We start from the raw sequence: 15,281 nt of genomic DNA, 5'->3' as shown, positions 1-15,281 counted from the left end.
CGGCATCCGAACTTTGGCGTGTAGATTGGTCCCATGCTGAAAAGGCGAGCTCTCGTCCTGCCCCTCGTTTGGTCCTGTCTCTGCGCCACTCTCCCGGCACAAACCGCTCCATTCCAGGCCGCCCATCAATACACAGCCGCACATCAGCCCGAACTGCTTCACCAATTCAGCGACTTCCTCGCCATCCCCAACGTCGCCGCAGATCCCGCCAATCTGCAGCGAAACGCCGACTTCCTCCTTGAAGCCCTCCATAGTCGTGGGGTCGATGCGAAGTTGTTGACACTCGCCGGTGCGCCACCGGTCGTCTTCGGCCAGCTCATGACGCCCGGCGCCCAGCACACCGTCGTCTTCTATGCGCACTACGATGGACAGCCCGTCACGCCCTCCGAGTGGACCATCCCGCCCTTCCAGCCAACGGTTAACACTATCGACGGGGAGCAACGCATCTTTGCGCGATCGGCCGGCGATGACAAAGCGGCTATCTTCGCGCAACTCACAGCGCTGGACGCGCTGAAAGCTTCAGGCATTTCGCTGCACGCCAACATTCGCTTCGTCTGGGAGGGAGAAGAGGAGGCTGGCTCGCCTCATCTCGAACAAATCCTCCAAGCCAATCACGAACTGGTGCACGGAGATATCTGGCTGGTGTGTGACGGCCCTGTCGATCAGAGCGGAAAGCAGACCGTCGTCTTCGGCGCACGTGGCGACGCGCATCTCGAGATCACTCTCTACGGCCCGCACCATGGCCTGCACAGCGGTCATTACGGCAACTGGGCTCCGAATCCCGCGATGATGCTAGCCCAGCTTCTAGCCGGCATGAAAGACGAAAACGGCCGCGTCCTCATTCCGCATTTCTACGACGGCATCGCTCCGCTTTCAGCGGCGGAGAAATCAGCCCTCGCGCGCGCCCCCGTCAACGATCCCATGCTGATGGACGCCTTCTGGCTGGGACACGCCGATGGCAACGGCGCCCATCTTCTCGAGCTCATCAATCAGCCCTCTCTCAATATCAATGGCCTCTCGTCAGCACAGACAGGCCCTCACGCTGCCAACGTCATACCGTCGACCGCCGTCGGTGATATCGATCTCCGCCTCGTTGTCGGCATCGAGTGGAAAGCGCAGCAACAGCGCGTCATTGACTATGTTCAGTCTCGTGGCTATTTTGTCGTCGATCACGATCCATCGAAGCAGGAAGTGACCTCCCATCCGCGCGTAGCAAAGATCATCAGTGACCCGGCCAGCTACAACGCAGTGCGCACGCCGATGGATCTTCCCATCGCAAAGGAAGTAATCGAAGCCGTGGCCAGTGCACGCGGCGATGTAGTTCTCCTGCCCACAATGGGCGGCAGTGTTCCGCTTGGAGCCATGGAACGGGCTGCTCACACTCGCACGATTACGGTTCCCATCGCCAACTACGATGACAATCAGCACGCCGCCAACGAGAACCTTCGCCTCCAGAATCTCTGGAACGGTATAGAAACAATGGCCGCGCTGCTGCAGATGCAATGAACAGTGGACCGTAGCTCAGTTGTGCGCAGGGGCTGAAGCTCACGGATATTGGTAGGATCTGCGTCTCGCTGCGCTTACTAGTAAACTCATCGGCAAGATGCCATCCATCCGAATCGAGTCGTTTTGGAATTGCTTGGCCGTGCTGGCGCTTCTCACATTGTCCGCCTGCAGGTCGGGTGATGTGGACACTGATGCTCACACTAAGGTTGGTGACAAGATGCCTGCCATCAACGTCGATGAGTCTCCAGGCGGCGCATTCTCGCTTACTGCCCAAACCGGCAAGGTAGTTGTCGTTACCTTCTGGGCCACATGGTGCGGACCTTGTCAAATCGAGATGCCAGAGCTGGAAAAACAGATATGGCAGAAGTACAGATCCAATCCCGACTTCGCCTTCGTCGCCATCGCCCGTGAGCAAGATAGGGACACTGTTCTGCACTTCCGCAGCACCCACACGGACCTCACCTTCCCGCTCGCATGGGATCCCACAAGAGCCGCATATGCGCCCTTGGCCTCTGGTGGTATCCCCCGCACTTATGTCGTCGGCCGGCACGGAATAATCTCCTACCAGGGTTTCGGATACGCGTATGACTCCACTGCCGCCATCGGTCGCGCAGTTGAGAGAGCTCTCTCTGAAAAGTAGCTGGGTCTTGTTCTCTACGCCTGGCGCTCTGGTAAACGGAGTTCAACGCAACCGCTGCAGACTGGAAGCTACTAAAATAGATCCATGAGTCACGAAGGAATCCGCTTCGTCAGCAAGGAAGACCAAGCCCGGCACGAGGATGCCGAGAAACCCCTCTCGCGCATTGCCGTCACACCTGACAAAGTCCGCGTGAAGATCACCGAGGGCACCGGCCTCGAGATCGACTGGCAGGACGGCCACAAGAGCAAATGGAACTTCGCGTGGCTTCGCGATGCCTGTCCCTGCGCCACTTGCATTGACGAACGCAAGGCCCAGGGCCGAAAGGCGGGCCAGCCCAAGCCGAAGCCGACAGCGCTGCTGCCCATGTATACGGCCCCCGCAAAGCCGTCCAGCGCTCACGGCGTGGGCCGCTATGCCATCCAGTTCAACTGGGCAGACGGCCATTCAGGCGGCATCTATTCGTGGGATTATTTGCGTCGGCACTGCCAGTGCCAGGAGTGCAAATTCGAAGCAGCCGAGACCACCGGCACACCCAATTAATCACAGCTTGCGATAGCGCAATCTACAGATATTGCAGGAAGTTATAAGTTACTCCCGGTTCCGTGGATTCGCATCTTTTTCTCGAATTCTTGATAACTTGCATGTTAGAGTTGCTTTCCAGAACCCCCTGGGGAGGCACCCGTGACTCTCAAGCAATTCCTTGCCAAGCAGTTCATCGACGTCATTCAGTGGAACGAACCCGAAGATGGAATGCTCGCCTACCGCTATCCCATGGAAGACATGGAGATTCAGAACGGAGGCCAGCTTACCGTTCGCGAGTCTCAGTTGGCGCTCTTCGTCAACGAAGGCAAAGTAGCCGATGTCTTCGGACCCGGCTTGCATACCCTGACGACGCGTAACCTCCCTGTGCTTACTGACCTGATGAACTGGGATAAGGAATTCGAGTCGCCGTTCAAGTCGGATGTTTATTTCTTCTCCACCCGCCTTCAGATCAATCAGAAGTGGGGAACGGCCACGCCGATCACCATTCGCGACAAGGAATTTGGTGCCGTGCGCCTGCGCGGTTATGGCATCTACTCCTACCGCATCTCTGATCCTCGCACTTTCTTCACGCAGATAAGCGGCACGCGCGACACCTTCTACGCCTCTCAGCTTGACGGTCAGTTGCACAACACCATCGTTGCCCGCATGACAGACATCTTTGCCAACAGCGACGTCGCCTATCTTGACATGGCCGCCAAGCAGGCTACCCTCGGCGCCAAAATCGCCGAAGAGATGAAGCCGACCTTCGCCGCGCTTGGTCTCGAACTGACACAATTCGTCGTCGAAAGCATTTCCATGCCCGACGACCTGCAGGAAATCATCGATCAACGGATCGGGGTGGGTATGGCTGGCGACATCGGACGGTATACGCAATTTGAGGCGGCCCAGGCTCTGGAACTGGCCGCAGCCAACACAGGTGGCACGGCCGGTATGGGAGTAGGAATCGGCGCAGGTGCGGCGATGGCCCAGGCCATGATGAACCCGATCAAACCGATCGCAACTGCTTCCGCTTCCCCCTCCGCCGGCACAGTCCGCTATTGCATGGAATGCGGAAAGGCCATACCCGAGGGCGCGAAATACTGCCCGGGGTGCGGAAGAGCGCAATGAACTGTCCTTCCTGCGGCGCCCCGATGCATCTGGCAGCGGGCAGCGATTACATGCAGTGCGAGTACTGCAAGAACATCCACATCGCAGACCCCGACGATGAAGGTGTTCGCCTCACTGAAGAGCCATCGCCGCTCTCTTGTCCCATTTGCAGTGAGCCGCTCTGGAACGCCACCCTTACCGGCGTTCGTCTGCAGTCATGCCGAAAGTGCCGGGGCATGCTCATCCCCATGGGAACATTCCTCGACTTGATCGAGCAGTTGAGGTCAAAACAGGGCGATGCGGTGGCAACCCCCAAAAGAGCTTCTCCCGACGAACTGCGGCGAACGATCAACTGCCCGCAATGTCATCGCCCGATGGACGCGCATTTCTACCTGGGAGGTGGCAGCGTGGTCATCGATGGCTGCGATACGTGCTGTCTGAACTGGCTCGACCACGGTGAGCTGATGCGCATTGTGCGCGCGCCTGACTAGACGGATCAGTGACGATTCGAAATGCCCTCTCTTAGTCCGGCTCTGGTTCCGTTGCCTTGATCTCATCAACGAGCTGCTGAAGCTGTTCCCGCTTCCGTTCGCTCAAATCAAGAAAACGTAAGCCAACGTTGAATGGGTCATAGACCGCCTGCGTCACGCCTCCAAGGCGGAATGGCAACCCTTCCATGTGAAATTCAATCTCCACGCGACGAAAGATGCCAACGGGAAATCGTTTCTCCGTCAGAATGTGGCACCCGCCGAGGCTGATGTCGATGATTCGGCCGTGTATGTCCGCTGCCAGATCGATGAGGCGAAGGACAACGCTGGTATCGACTCCCAGCCTTTGTTGCATACGTCGCGAAATGCGAGCAGCTGGCAATCTTTGCGCAGAAGCAGTCTCTCCCGGCAGGAATGGGTTCAGGTTGCTATCACTTTCCGGATGACGATCGGTCACGCAGCAACACTCCTCGAGTGTCTGCGCGACAAGCTTCAGTGGCCTTCAGATAGCTCCCACGGCCGCTTCGGTGCCGATGGTTCATCTTCCCGCCCGCGCAAACGGTCGTACTGATACACATCACTCGTTGTGCCCAGTGATTCGTTGTACAGGCTGATGCCGCCCGTCAACTGCGTCAACTCTTCACTGAATGCGTGAATGGCATGCAATTGGGCTGCCGTCGCCGGCAGTTCATATTGGGAAGTCTTAATAAACTTCTGATAGCCGCGATCCAGAAGACGAGCCACCTCACCACGCACCAGAATGCCGGGGTGTTCCACGAATGCCGCTGGCGAGCTTTCGCCGGCTCGCGCAGGTACTACGACGGCCGCCGCTCCATGCTTGCTTACCAACTGGCTGTTCGAGACTCCAGCTAAAGGCGAAACCGCGAATCCGTGTGTGCGAAGGATTTCAAGGATCTGGTCGAAGCTTGGTCGGACAGTCTTTCTGGACATAATTGGGTCTCTATTTGCGAAGATATCTAAGGCAGCAGTTCCTCTTCAAATCTCGCACACTTGGAGCAGTCCCCGCAATTGACGTCCCCGAATGACGAACTTGCTCTTGGCGAAACTCGTCGGCGATTGGCTCCGCATCCCGTTGTCAACATAAGCATGTTGAGCATGAACAAGTCGGTGTATCGCGAACTTCGCTCTCACGGCGAAGAGACCTATCCGCACGAATGCTGTGGAGTGCTGATTGGCAGTTCAGAAGTTGAAGGATGGGCCGTTGTACGTGCAGTCCGCGCAAATAATGTCCGCACCGACTCACCGCAGGATCGATATGCCATCGAGCCTTTGGAACTCGTGAAGATTCTGCGAGAGGCTCGCAGCCTGAACCTGGAAATTGCCGGTTTCTATCACTCGCATCCCGACCATCCGGCAATGTGGTCGCAGACAGATTTGGCTGAAGCTCACTGGCTCGGCTGTTCCTACCTGATCACGGAAGTTGCCGATGGGCATGCGGTAGTAACGAATTCCTTCCTTCTGTCCGGTATCAGTGAAGAGGACAAGCAGTTCATTCCACAAAGAATAGAACTCCTCGGCTGACCTACCCCACGGAGCCGTTTGTATTTTTGTTAACCTGTATCTGTACCCGAATGAGCGCTGCCCCGTTTCCGCCGCTGACTCCAGCCCATTCGAATTCAGATTGTCTCCAACCAAATCCTCTTACGACTGCGAAGTGATTCACGATGGCAACTGCGACTGAACCGGTATCTCTCCCTGAACTCACCACCGACGACCTCTCGCGCTACTCGCGCCATCTGATCCTGCCCGAGGTGGGCATGGAGGGCCAGCGCAAGCTGAAAGCTGCACGCGTTCTCTGCGTGGGTACCGGTGGTCTGGGTTCTCCGCTGGCTTTGTATCTGGCTGCGGCTGGCATCGGAACACTAGGGCTGGTCGACTTCGATGTGGTCGACGCCAGCAATCTTCAACGGCAGATCATCCACTCCACCAAAGACATCGGGCGCAAGAAACTCGACTCGGCGGCAGAAAAACTCATCGCCCTCAATCCTGCGCTCAACATCGTGAAACACGAGACGATGCTCTCCAGCGCCAATGCGCTTGAAATTCTGAAAGACTACGACATCGTCGCCGACGGCACGGACAATTTCCCGACTCGCTACTTGGTCAACGATGCCTGCGTGCTACTCGACAAGCCCAATGCCTACGGTTCAATCTTCCGGTTTGAAGGTCAGGCCAGCGTGTTCGCCACCAAGGATGGCCCGTGCTACCGCTGCCTCTATCCCGAGCCGCCGCCGCCCGGACTGGTGCCGAGCTGCGCGGAAGGTGGAGTGCTCGGTATTCTGCCGGGACTCGTAGGCGTGATTCAGGCCACCGAAGTTATCAAGCTCATCCTCGGCAAAGGGAATCCCCTCATCGGCCGCCTCCTCCTCGTAGACGCGCTCAGCATGCGTTTTCGCGAATTGAAGCTGCGCAAGAATCCTGAGTGCCCGGTATGCGGAGAGAACCCCACCGTCAAGGAACTGATCGACTATGAGCACTTCTGCGGTATCGTGCCCGAATCAAAAGAGGAGAAGGCTGTGAAGAATGGTGTCCCGCAGTTGAGCGTGAAGGATCTCAAGCAACGCATCGATGCCGGCGAAGATGTGTTCATCCTGGATGTGCGTGAACCTTACGAATACCAGATCGCTCAGATTGGCGGAAAGTTGATTCCGCAGAACGACGTTCCGCAGCGTCTCGCCGAGATCCCTCGCGATCGCGAGATCGTGGTGCAATGCCGATCTGGTGCGCGGTCACAGAAGATCGCCGAATTTCTAAAGCAATCAGGCTATCAGCAAGTCGTGAACCTTGCGGGCGGCATTTTGGCGTGGAGCGACGAAGTCGATCCCAAAGTGCAGAAATACTAACGGCCTCATGGTGAGCCCGGATAAGATCGAGCGATGATCAAAGTAAGTGTGCTTTATCCCAACACGCCGGGCAGCAGGTTTGATGTGGACTATTACACCAGCGTTCACATGCCCATGTCAGTCCGGCTGCTGGGCTCAGCCCTGAAGGACGTTTCCGTTGAAATAGGAATCGGAAGCGCAGTGCTCGGCGATCCAGCGCCATTCGCGGCGATTGCTGGTTTCACCTGCGAATCGGTCGAGGCATTCACCGCGGCCTTCATGCCCGTTGCCGATCAGCTTCAGAGGGACATCCCGAAGTACACCGATATCGCGCCGATCTTTCAAATCAGCGAACTCAAGGAAATCTAGCGGCCCTCGCAGGCAGCTCGATTCGCGTTCGCAGAAGGCCGATGACTCTACCGCGCCAGCTCGAGCGGTCCCGCCTTGCTCGGTTCGATCGGCTTTCCGTTTTCATCCATCTTGCCGAAGATCATCTTGCCGCTGGCGGTCTGTAGAACGCTGGTCACCGAAATTTCGATGGCCCGGCCAATCATCTTGCGTGCGTGATCCACCACCACCATGGTGCCGTCGTCCAGATAGCCGACTCCCTGGTTATATTCCTTGCCTTCTTTCAGAATCAGCACGTTCATCTTTTCGCCCGGCAGAACCACCGGCTTCAGCGCGTTGGCAAGATCGTTGATGTTGAGAACCTCGACGTGATGAAGATGGGCAACCTTGTTCAGGTTGAAGTCATTCGTTACAACCTTGGCTTCCCACTTCTTGGCGAGTTCCAGCAGCTTCAAGTCAACTTCTCGAATGGAAGGGAAGTCGTCCGGAACGATCTGCACATGGATGTTGGTGTTGGACTGCATGCGCTGCAGCATGTCGAGGCCGCGGCGTCCGCGCTGCCGTTTTGACCCATCGGTAGAGTCGGCAACAATCTGCAATTCCCGCAGAACGAATTCAGGCACCACCATCATCCCATCGATAAAGCCGGCTTCAGCGATATCCGCGATACGCCCATCGATGATTACGCTGGTGTCCAGCACCTTTGCGCTTCTCCGGCTCGGACGGTCCCCGGCAAACAGCGTGCCCAGCGCGGCGGGATTCAGCAGATCGCCTTTGCTCGCGCCAACCAGCAATCCGACGTAGGTCATCAGCAGTAGAACAAAAATTTGTACAACCGCCGAGGTAGATGGAGTGAGCGGGGCTGAGCGCAATACCAGGCAGAACAATGCAGCGCCAAAAATTCCCAGTACGCTGCCCGCAACCGCGCCGATAAGTCGGCGCAAACTAAGCGCGCGAACGCGCAGTTCAAACACGATGACGGAACATGCAGCAAGCGCGCCACCAGCCGCTCCTGCCCAACCCGTTACGCCGAAGGGATGAAGGAAATAACAAACACCCGACAGCAAGGCAACAAAAAGAAAACGTACAAGAATGAGATCCATAATGCCTGCTTCCGCTGGTGGGGAAGAAGATACACCAGTCAGGATACCGTTGGCGAGTATGCCCATCAGTACTTTGAATCGTCAAGGGGGCAGCCGGGGAACGGAGAAGCCTCGGAGATCACCATCTCATTACTTTCCGAGCGCAGTATCGCCACGGCTTGCCGTCGTGATCGAGTCGATGTCAGGAGGCTACAGCCAATTCCGCGCTCGGCAGGCGCGAAACTCCTTTACGCGGTCCACGCTTTCGGGCGCTCATGATCTTCACGCGCTCCAGCAACTCCTGCGGGGAGCAGGTCTTTTTGGCCAGCAGAGCGTCGGCTCCATGGATCTGGCCGTTCATCTTTTGCGGATCGCCGAGAATCACCATAGGAACATGCGAGGCCATCTGCTTCAGCTTCAGTACCAGCTGGTCGCCGCCCATCTGCGGCATTGCATGATCCGACAGAACGAGATCAATTTGGTTTTCACTAAACAGTGCGATTGCATCCTGGCCGTTGGTGGCCGACAGTACACGGTAACCGTTCGTTACCAGCATGAACTTGAGGACGGATAGGTCCTGTTCGTTATCGTCTACGCAGAGAATTACTTTTTTAGGCCGCATGTTAAGGGTCCTGCTCCTGTTCGTTTGAATTTTTTTGCGGGCCGGTTTTGAAACGCACTGCAGCGATGCCCGGTTGTTGGTCGGGCAGGCTCGTCAAGATCCGGGGCCGTCGGCCGCGTTCGGGTCTTTCTCAGAACTGCGCACACAAATCCGCTTGAGCGCGCGCGCGTCCATCGGACAGTGCAACGCTTCTAAGCGGCTTCGGGAGCAATCAATCCATGAGAGATGGAATCCCTCGCTACGGTCAGATTGTGTATGAAGCCGTAATGAAAGCCGGATAACTCCCGGCTAGATTGCGTTCAATGCTTGGGCAAGAGTACGGATAGCGGGACGAACTGAAAAGAGAGAACAGGAAGCGAAACTATTCATGTAAACCATCTTGTAACAAAGGAAAAAGCGTCACAATGAACATAGAAAGTAACTTGCATTGATTAATATCTGTTGAAAGCGTGTGCATTACGGCAGGAAAAGCTGCCCCTTTGCAACGCGAACAGTGCTGCCGGCAACGCGCACATTGCCCACCTCGCCGGAAACACGAGCCGCACTCAGAAAAAGATTGCTCGTGCGGCCGATCTCTACACCTTGCTGAACATGAATCTGCTTGCCCGGTTCCACGATGCCATGGTGAACGAGGTAGCTGATGGCGCAACCAGCCGCTGAGCCCGTCGCCGGATCCTCGCCGCCGTAGAACTGCATCCGCGCTCTCCATGCCGGATCGCTTGCTCCGGTAGGACCGAGAACGTAAAACCACCGTCCTCCGTGCTCCCGAAGGTATTGCGTGGCGCCTTCTTGCTCCACGCGCAGCCGGCTGAGCGCCTCGTGTGAACGCAACGCGACGATGGCAAACGCTGTGCCAGTGGATACAACCTGGGGTGGGACAGCAGCGTAAAGGTCATCTACGCTGAGTCCGGCAAGACCGGCGACCCTTACGGGATCGAGTTCGTCGCCGAATTCAGGATCGCGCTGCGTCATCTCTCCAAACAGAGTGCCGGGCTTGAAGCGAACCGGCACAGGCCCAACGTTGAGTGCGAGCGTAATGGTGTCGCTAATAAATGTCTCAGGAGCAGAGAGCTTTAGAACACTAGCGGTACCCAGCGTGGGGTGACCGGCAAACGGCAATTCTTCCTGGGCCGTGAAGATGCGGACCCGCACACCCTCTCGCTTTTCGGTCTCAACATCCCGCCGCTGAATGAACGTTGTCTCCGACAAGTTGAATTCGCGCGCAATCGCTTGCATGCGCTCAGTGGCTAGACCTTCAGTGTCAAAGACCACTGCGAGTCCGTTGCCCAACAGAGCAATCTCTGTGAAGACATCAACGATTTGATAATCCAGCGGTCTCGCATCCCCGCCTTGCGGCTCTGGCATGCCATAATTATGCCGCAGTCACCTCGATTGAACCGCGCAGTTTTCCCCAACTGAGCTGGGAGGGTGTTTGGACGTAAGCATCAGCGAGCGCAGCATCTCGTTCACTTCCGAATACGACATCTCTACGCCTGCGGGCGAGTACTATGCACGGAAGCAGTTCTTCTCATTTACCGACAATATCGAGCTCAAGACCGCTGGCGGTAACCCTGTAGCCAAGATCGAAGGTGAGATTTCGCCTCTAAGGCATAAACACGATTTCCATTTGAGCGATGGCCGCGAATATAGCTTCGGTTGCGAAAAACTATGGACGAGAGTCTATGCTTGCGTTGGCAATGGGGAGACATACAAGCTTTATGAACATCGCGGTCTGAACTATTCGATCTTCAAAGACGATCGGCAGATTGCCGCATTTTCAAAAAATCGTGTGGTCTTTGCCAAGGGGAATCAGTATGACGTGCGCCTCGACCATGATGCGGACCTGATCTTGATTCTGTGCATGGTTCTAACCATCAACTCATCTGAAAACGACGATGAGGATTCCACTGTGACGGTCGATCTGGGAAATGTCATGCAGGACCACCCATTCGACGAATCATGGGAACCGCGTTGAGATACAGTCCAACGCTTGAATAGCTTTGACGCTAACTGGGGTTTTGAACGGACAAAATCCCGGAATGAATATTGCCCTTCAGAAAGTAATTCTCGGAGGGGGAACCCGCGTTCCGGAATTGTCGATAAATTGGCGCATGCGTTGTGCTTCCGCGCGCTGCGCAGCAATCAGCAGCATATGACGCCGAATGTGATCGCCATGGCGCAGAACCGCCAACTGGGCTTCGTCGCTGTCGGCATCTTTCTCCAGACGCTCAATGCGTTCTTCAATCAGACGACGGAATCGGGAGCTGATCTCGAGTCCTTCACGCGTATCCGGGCCGGCATCTTCTACGGGCATTGCGTACTCCTGTTTCGGGCGCGCCTGAGAGAATCCGGAGAATCACCTCAAGTATTTTCTGCCATCGCCGATGTTAACGATCGGAAATGACTCCCGCCAGATTACGAGGTTGCGGCACAAGGGTAATCGGATTGACCTGAAAAACGACGAGGACGGAGAGTTACTCCCCGTCCCCGGCATTTTCTTGCCACATTTTTGCTTCGGACATTTGCTTCGGACTAACGACTCATACCACCACCGGAGCCTTGCGGTGCTGCCGCGACCGCAACCACCATCTGCGTTCCGCCGTCCAGATGAATATCCCGTCGCGCTCCCAACAGCATGCCGGAGGCGTTTGTGAAGGGCAGCCCATTGATGTCATTGGCCAAAAGTACGCCCGGAATTGCCGTAGTGCGGATCGCGACGTTGCCATTGCGCGCCACAATACTGCCCGGAGCCGGTACGCCGCTGTTCGTGTTTTGGTCCGTCGTTCCCGGCTGCGCGGTTGTATTGGATGCCATGCTCGGACGATTCATGCTGCTGGTGGAACCACTCGATCCGCTAGCTCCATTCATGCCAGGTGCCGATGACGCTGCTCCGCTCGGAGTACCAGGCGAAGACGGGGTCCCATAGTTTCCCGGGACGCCTGTGTCTGCCGAGATACCAGATCCGGAAGCAGGAGACACCGACTGAATCACCGACTCAATCGCCATATCCTGTCCGCCCTTCACTTCGGCACGATCAAATTGAATGGCGATCTGCGAATTTTCCTTGCCCTCGCCGCGCGCTTGCACGTTGGTGACATGACCAACCAGTTTCGACCCCTTGGGAATTTCGGCGCCTCCCGGGAATTTCAGATCTTCACTGGTTTTCACAACAACGCTATCGCCCTGCTTGGCCGATTTTGAATCCAGTTTGCTGACCAGTTCTCCGTTCACCGGCTTCAACTGGTCGGCGCTGGCACGCGCCTGCATGTTCGCTGCATTTTGCTGGGCTTGAGCATCCGCCGCGGTTGCATCAGGCTGCTGCATTGGCTGATCCTGCTGCTGGACCGGCGGCTGCTGCATCGGTTGTTGCTGTTGTTGCTGCTGCGCGGGCTGCTGCTGTGCAGTCGAGGGAAAGCTCGAAAACGTGGCAAGCGCCACCGCGATTACTGTGGCTGCTTTCATAAGAAGATCCTCCATGGAACACCATCCGGTTGGGCCGTTGCTTTCGCGGCGCGAAAATGCTGCTTGCTCACCGGTGGGATGGCACGAACCTTGCCAAAGGTAGGTTTTGGGACAATTTATTGGAAAAACAGCGCCATCTCGATCAAAAAAAGGCCTTTTACGTCACCGAAAGCCCGGGCTGAAGAATGCCTCGCTGACCGAAAAAGAGGCCCTCGCCTGCCGAACGTGTAATTTCTCGCATGTAAAATGCACATCCCTTCTGCCGCCGATTGAAAAAGAACAGCTAACACCTCCACAGGATTGACATTTGTAGGTTGCTTCGAGCAATCTTCAGCAACGGCAAGGGAGTCGCTTGCTTTCCCGGCCGTCCACAAATCCCTACCACTGGAGATCATTCAGATGACAATCAAACTGCTCTCGGCACTTGTGTGTGCATCAGGAATTGCAGTTGGACTGGCGACAGTCGGAACAGCCAACGCTCAGGAAGTTCAGAGACCCGGAGCCTCCGAGGACCTCAACGTAAAAACTGATCCTCCAATGCTGGGAATTCACTGGGCTCGTGGATTCGAGCCAAATCCCAGAGCCGCCGAGGAAGCCAAGGCTGCTGGTTCCAGAAGAAGTCCCGACATGACCTATCACGGCGGCAAGATCATGCCTTCTTCAGTCACAAAGGCGATCTTCTGGGGAACAAGTTGGGCAACTTACTCGGGAGACAAAATCACCGGCATGGATACCTGGTACACCGGGTTCAGCAATTCCAACTACGCGAAGGCATCCGATGAATACACTGGATCCAACGGAACAGTCGGTCCCATGGTGACGCACGGCGGACATGTCATTGACTCATCGGCATCGACTGGCGGTGGCAATACCACGACGATTCTGAACGAAGTTTGCAAAGTAATCACCAACCCCGACTCCGCCGGCAACGGCTACTACGCGGTCTATACTGACACGCCGCGCGGCAATGCCGGATACTGCGCATGGCACAGCGCCGGCACCTGTCATGGTGTCCCCGTACAATTTGCGTTCTTCTTCAAGCTGGACGGAGATGCCGGTTGCGATCCGCAAGACACTTCCGGACTGCACTCGCAAGGTTTGGCTGCCATCGCGAATGTCAGTGGTCACGAGCTTTCTGAAGCTCGCTCCGATCCCGCCAGCCCCGGCGCATGGTACGACAGTTCGGGTCAGGAAAACGGGGACAAATGCGCGTGGACCTTTGGTGCCCCGCTCGTTACATTCTCGAACGGTTCGGAATGGAAGATCCAGGGCGAGTGGTCGAATGCTGCTTACAATGCCGGCACAGGCTACCCCAACAGCTCCGGACAAAAAGGCTGCCTCTCCGGAAAGTAATGTCGAGTCTGCAATGAGGAAAGGCCGCCTTCAAGGCGGCCTTTCTGTCTTGCGTGATCCGTTTTTCGCGGAGCCTATCTGCCTTCCGGCGCAGGTGCATAGTAACCCTTGCGAACCTGTACCTTCATGTCATCGCCTTTACACTGCACCGAAACTCGACGGAAGGTGCCGTCCTGTTTGGCGTTGGTCGGGGTATAGCTTGCCAGGTACTCGGTGCGCAACTCTTCTTCAATCTGCTGGAAAGCTGCATCCAGCTTCTTGCCGTTGGCGCCCACGTTGATCATGCGCCCGCCCGTTTCCTCGGAAAGTTTCTTCGCAGCCGAATAACCCGAGTAGCCAAATCCTCCATAAAAGCTGGGTTCAGCGATGAGAATGACGTAAACGATCGTGTTCGACTTCTCCGCGGCGGCAATGGCTTCTTGAATCTTGTGGTCGCTTCCCTGGTCGTCGCCGTCCGTCAGAATGATCATCGCTTTACGGCCATTCTGCTGCGCCATCTTCTCGTTCGAAGCAAGGTAAATCGCGTCGTACAGCAGCGTGCCCTTTGGCGTCCCGTGGATCGGGATAGTGCCGCCGCCGAGTCCCGGAATCCCGGAACTGCCGTTCCCGCCAGCGGTATTGATCTGAGCCTTGTTCATGGCATGCGACAGTTGGCGCGCGCTGTTCGTAAAGTCTTGCAGCAGGTCCACGTTCACATCGAAGGAAAGAAGGAACGCCTGATCTTTGGACTTCAGCACGCGTTCAAGAAACTGGCTGCCTGCCTGCTGCTCCAGTGGCAGCACGTCAATCTGGCTACCCGACGTATCGAGCAAAATACCCAAAGTTAGCGGAAGATGAGTCTCCGCCGTGAAGTTCTTGAGCGTCTGCGGAACCTTGTCTTCCGCAACCGAACAATCGTCCTTCGAAAGGTGGGGAACCAGTTCGCCCGACTTATTCTTCACGGTGAAGAACAAATCGACGAGATTCACATTCAGCTTCAGGGTGCCCATCGACTCTTCTTCCGGTGGCGGTGGCGGAGCGGTGCTTACCGGAGGAGCGTCGGGAGAGGGAACAAGCTGTCCCCAGGCCGCGAACGAAAACAGCGGCATGGCCATCAGAAGGAGGACGAGGGTGCGGGAGACGCGCATGCGATTACCCTGTTGGACGTGAGAACAGGACCGAAAGAGAGCATAGCTTAACTCTTTCCAGTGGAGTGGGGCAAACCTGCGGGGCTGCGTCGCGTCTGATACTCTGACGGGTGCAGCCCTCTGAGTTTGTTTATCCTTGGTTGGCACACCTGCGGGCCAGAAAATCGGTTGGCGCAGTGTC

18 protein-coding genes are annotated in these 15,281 nt (G+C 56.4%); 11 read left to right on the top strand and 7 right to left on the bottom strand.

The genetic code is table 11. The annotated features are described in order from the left end of the window. Positions 1 to 33 precede the first annotated feature (33 nt). From P8935_RS01015 to P8935_RS00995, 5 genes are all read left to right on the top strand, one after another. The gene (locus P8935_RS01015) at positions 34 to 1,506 is read left to right on the top strand and encodes a M20/M25/M40 family metallo-hydrolase (protein WP_348263151.1); all 1,473 of its coding nucleotides are present in this window, start codon (positions 34 to 36) and stop codon (positions 1,504 to 1,506) included. A 181-nt stretch (positions 1,507 to 1,687) separates the two neighbouring features. Continuing rightward, positions 1,688 to 2,146: a TlpA disulfide reductase family protein gene (locus P8935_RS01010; protein WP_348263150.1), complete on the top strand. Its 459-nt coding sequence runs from the start codon at positions 1,688 to 1,690 to the stop codon at positions 2,144 to 2,146. Positions 2,147 to 2,230: 84 nt separating this feature from the next. Next, positions 2,231 to 2,686 (top strand): DUF971 domain-containing protein, encoded by a 456-nt coding sequence (locus tag P8935_RS01005; RefSeq protein WP_348263149.1) that lies wholly within the window; start codon positions 2,231 to 2,233, stop codon positions 2,684 to 2,686. Between the two features lie 141 nt (positions 2,687 to 2,827). After that, positions 2,828 to 3,796, top strand: coding sequence for an SPFH domain-containing protein (locus tag P8935_RS01000; protein WP_348263148.1), 969 nt, complete (start codon positions 2,828 to 2,830; stop codon positions 3,794 to 3,796). Then, complete coding sequence (locus P8935_RS00995) at positions 3,793 to 4,266, top strand: zf-TFIIB domain-containing protein (RefSeq protein WP_348263147.1); 474 nt, start codon at positions 3,793 to 3,795, stop codon at positions 4,264 to 4,266. Before P8935_RS01000 ends, P8935_RS00995 begins: the two co-directional genes overlap by 4 nt. Before the next feature lie 31 nt (positions 4,267 to 4,297). On the opposite strand, the gene P8935_RS00990 is transcribed toward P8935_RS00995, so the two are convergent. After that, entirely contained in the window at positions 4,298 to 4,720 is a 423-nt protein-coding gene (locus tag P8935_RS00990; protein WP_348263146.1) for a PilZ domain-containing protein, read from the bottom strand. A gap of 35 nt (positions 4,721 to 4,755) precedes the next feature. Next, positions 4,756 to 5,214, bottom strand: coding sequence for a hypothetical protein (locus tag P8935_RS00985; protein WP_348263145.1), 459 nt, complete (start codon positions 5,212 to 5,214; stop codon positions 4,756 to 4,758). Between the two features lie 78 nt (positions 5,215 to 5,292). On the opposite strand from P8935_RS00985, the gene P8935_RS00980 reads away from it, so the two are divergent. From P8935_RS00980 to P8935_RS00970, 3 genes are all read left to right on the top strand, one after another. After that, positions 5,293 to 5,805: a M67 family metallopeptidase gene (locus tag P8935_RS00980; RefSeq protein WP_348263144.1), complete on the top strand. Its 513-nt coding sequence runs from the start codon at positions 5,293 to 5,295 to the stop codon at positions 5,803 to 5,805. Between the two features lie 143 nt (positions 5,806 to 5,948). Beyond that, the gene (gene moeB / locus P8935_RS00975) at positions 5,949 to 7,127 is read left to right on the top strand and encodes a molybdopterin-synthase adenylyltransferase MoeB (protein WP_348263143.1); all 1,179 of its coding nucleotides are present in this window, start codon (positions 5,949 to 5,951) and stop codon (positions 7,125 to 7,127) included. Between the two features lie 33 nt (positions 7,128 to 7,160). Then, positions 7,161 to 7,475 (top strand): EthD family reductase, encoded by a 315-nt coding sequence (locus P8935_RS00970; protein ID WP_348263142.1) that lies wholly within the window; start codon positions 7,161 to 7,163, stop codon positions 7,473 to 7,475. A 47-nt stretch (positions 7,476 to 7,522) separates the two neighbouring features. Here the strand turns inward: P8935_RS00970 and P8935_RS00965 are convergent, their stop codons facing one another. From P8935_RS00965 to P8935_RS00955, 3 genes are all read right to left on the bottom strand, one after another. Next, a complete protein-coding gene (locus P8935_RS00965; RefSeq protein WP_348263141.1) occupies positions 7,523 to 8,557 on the bottom strand; it encodes a PIN domain-containing protein in 1,035 nt (344 codons plus the stop codon). Positions 8,558 to 8,738: 181 nt separating this feature from the next. Beyond that, complete coding sequence (locus P8935_RS00960) at positions 8,739 to 9,158, bottom strand: response regulator (RefSeq protein WP_348263140.1); 420 nt, start codon at positions 9,156 to 9,158, stop codon at positions 8,739 to 8,741. Positions 9,159 to 9,614: 456 nt separating this feature from the next. Next, entirely contained in the window at positions 9,615 to 10,523 is a 909-nt protein-coding gene (locus P8935_RS00955) for a PhzF family phenazine biosynthesis protein (RefSeq protein ID WP_348263139.1), read from the bottom strand. Positions 10,524 to 10,590: 67 nt separating this feature from the next. Between P8935_RS00955 and P8935_RS00950 the strand changes: the two genes are divergently transcribed. Together P8935_RS00950 and P8935_RS00945 are read left to right on the top strand one after the other, a co-directional pair. Next, complete coding sequence (locus tag P8935_RS00950; protein WP_348263138.1) at positions 10,591 to 11,133, top strand: hypothetical protein; 543 nt, start codon at positions 10,591 to 10,593, stop codon at positions 11,131 to 11,133. Between the two features lie 15 nt (positions 11,134 to 11,148). Beyond that, a complete protein-coding gene (locus P8935_RS00945; RefSeq protein ID WP_348263137.1) occupies positions 11,149 to 11,562 on the top strand; it encodes a hypothetical protein in 414 nt (137 codons plus the stop codon). 128 nt (positions 11,563 to 11,690) lie between these two features. Here the strand turns inward: P8935_RS00945 and P8935_RS00940 are convergent, their stop codons facing one another. Then, entirely contained in the window at positions 11,691 to 12,620 is a 930-nt protein-coding gene (locus P8935_RS00940; RefSeq protein WP_348263136.1) for a hypothetical protein, read from the bottom strand. Positions 12,621 to 13,019: 399 nt separating this feature from the next. Here P8935_RS00940 and P8935_RS00935 point away from each other — a divergent pair, with 399 nt between their 5' ends. Further along, entirely contained in the window at positions 13,020 to 13,973 is a 954-nt protein-coding gene (locus tag P8935_RS00935; protein WP_348263135.1) for a hypothetical protein, read from the top strand. A 74-nt stretch (positions 13,974 to 14,047) separates the two neighbouring features. Here the strand turns inward: P8935_RS00935 and P8935_RS00930 are convergent, their stop codons facing one another. Next, positions 14,048 to 15,100 (bottom strand): VWA domain-containing protein, encoded by a 1,053-nt coding sequence (locus P8935_RS00930; RefSeq protein WP_348263134.1) that lies wholly within the window; start codon positions 15,098 to 15,100, stop codon positions 14,048 to 14,050. Positions 15,101 to 15,281 lie beyond the last annotated feature (181 nt).

The organism is Telmatobacter sp. DSM 110680 (assembly GCF_039994875.1).
In the GTDB taxonomy this organism is placed as follows: domain Bacteria; phylum Acidobacteriota; class Terriglobia; order Terriglobales; family Acidobacteriaceae; genus Telmatobacter.
This window is presented reverse-complemented; position numbering and strand designations above follow the sequence as displayed.